General features: G+C 71.2%; 3 protein-coding genes. 1 reads left to right on the forward strand and 2 read right to left on the reverse strand.

Features of this window, described 5'->3' with window-relative positions:
• On the reverse strand, positions 1 to 675 hold a 675-nt coding region (locus WBA11_RS00530), incomplete at its 3' end, for an NAD(P)/FAD-dependent oxidoreductase (protein ID WP_424518782.1).
• A gap of 165 nt (positions 676 to 840) precedes the next feature.
• Between WBA11_RS00530 and WBA11_RS00535 the strand changes: the two genes are divergently transcribed.
• Positions 841 to 1,071, forward strand: a complete 231-nt coding sequence (locus WBA11_RS00535) for a hypothetical protein (protein ID WP_424518783.1) — start codon at positions 841 to 843, stop codon at positions 1,069 to 1,071.
• Between the two features lie 46 nt (positions 1,072 to 1,117).
• On the opposite strand, the gene WBA11_RS00540 is transcribed toward WBA11_RS00535, so the two are convergent.
• Positions 1,118 to 1,979: esterase-like activity of phytase family protein (locus WBA11_RS00540; protein ID WP_424518784.1), on the reverse strand; the 862-nt coding region annotated here is incomplete at its 5' end.

Consider the following 1,979-nt stretch of genomic DNA (forward strand, 5'->3'; position numbering starts at 1 on the left):
CGGCACCCGGACGTGGGCGTGGGGGACCGAGACGCCCGACAAGTCGCGGTGCGGCGCCGGGTCGGCGGTGAGGGGTGCGAGCGCGGCGTAGGTCGGTTCGACGAGGTGGCCGGTCTGGCGGGCCAGCCGGAGGCCCCAGCCGTCGCTGCCCGTCTTCGGCACCGAGAGCCCGCCCGTTGCGACGATCACCGACCTCGACGAGATCGTTTGGCCGGAGCGCAGCGTCGTCGTCCAACTTCCATTCTCGCCCTCGAGGTCGGACACGTCGGCCTCGAACCAGACGCTCCCGACCTCGAGGGCGGCGGTCACCAAGGCGTCGCGGACGTCGGTCGCTCGGTTCGAGACGGGGAACAGCTTGCCGGTCTCGGCCTCGAGGGCGAGCGGGATCCCCAAGTCGTCCTCGAAAAAGCGGCGCTGGTCGGCGAGGGGCCACGAGGCCAGGATGCGGCCCATCAGGCGCCGCGATGAGTCGGTCACGAACAGCCGCTCGTCGGCGACGGACGGGAGCACGTTGCACCGGCCGCCGCCGGACACGACGATCTTCTTGCCGCCCTTGCGGGTCTTCTCGAGGACGATGACGCGTGCGCCGGCTCGGCCCGCGAAGATGGCCGCCATCAGGCCGGCCGCGCCGCCTCCGATGACGACGACGTCGGTGGATGTGTGCGTCGAGGACATGTCGGCAAGATCCGCCCTCGAGGACGGCGGGCCGGCGAAAATGGCGCGCCCTCGAGAGCGGGGAGTGAGTCTTCAGCAAACGCCCTACACCCCGAGAGGGAGGCCCCGATTGTGTGGAGACCGCTCGTTCCCGATCATGCGTTACACATATTTACGACACTGACCATGACGATGCGTTTCGCCCCGTTCCGAGCCCGCCCGTTTCGCGCAACCATGGACGTGACGTACGACCTCGCACTGACCCACGACGGCCCCACCGCTGCCGCCCGGATGATCCGCCGGGACCTCGCTACGTCGCAGCTCCTGACGCTTGCCGCTGAGTTCGACGCCTCGGGAAGCCCGACGATGGCTCAGCACGCGCGCCGCGTCGCCCGCGAGATGGAGGCCGAGGCGTGATCAGCCTCGGGGTGATTGGCCGAGGGCCGTTGGCGAGTCCTCAGCGCTAGAGGTCCACTGCGAACACGACCAGCGTGGTCCGGTCGCCTGTCGCCATGGGGCGGCCGTCCCCGGCGGGAGCGTCGACGCCATAGTCGTTGTCGGCGAGGATCGCCAGGCGTCCGTCCTCGAGGACGGCCAGTCCTTCGGGCTTGTGCAGGTGTGCTGGCCATCCGGCCGGGACCAGGTCGAGGACGAGCGTCTTGCCCAGCACCGGCACGCCCGCCGCCTCGGCCTCGAGGACGCCGTCGGCGTCTTCGGGCGCGTCCTCCGGTCCGAGCGGCGTCGCGCTCGCGATCTCGAGGACGTAGACCTGGCCGGACCACGTCCTGTCGGTCACGGGCCCGTGTTCCAGGACCAGGAGACGATTTTGATGCCTCGCCAAGTCGCCGACCTTGCGGGCCGGGCCGTCCATCGGGTAGGCGAACGTCGAGGTCCGGCCGGTCCCAGGGTCGAGGCGGAGCAGGCGGACGAACGGGGTGAGCGGACTCGAGGTCGGCGTCGTGATCGGGCCTTGGAGCGAGGCCCAGACCGCGCCCTCCACGACGGCGACGCCCTCGAAGCCCAAGTTCGGCTGGCGGCCCTCGATGACAGGCGGCAAGGCCCGGTCGATCGCGTGGACCGAGTCCGGCGTCCAGCGCTCCAAGAGGTCTCCCGTCGCCGCGTCGAGCCGCCACAGCGACGGGCGGTACTCCTCGGACACCCAGACACTCGCGCCGTCGAACGCGATGCCCTCCGCGTCGATGCCCCACGGGTCCGGTTCGAGGACCTCGCCGTCCGGCCCGATGGCCGTCTCGACGGTGGCGTCTGTCGTCGCGGGGATCGGCCGGCCGGTCGCGGCTCCGCCCGGCGTGGCGATCCGCCTCCGC

The organism is Rubrivirga sp., from assembly GCF_049648075.1.
Classification (GTDB): Bacteria; Bacteroidota; Rhodothermia; order Rhodothermales; family Rubricoccaceae; genus Rubrivirga.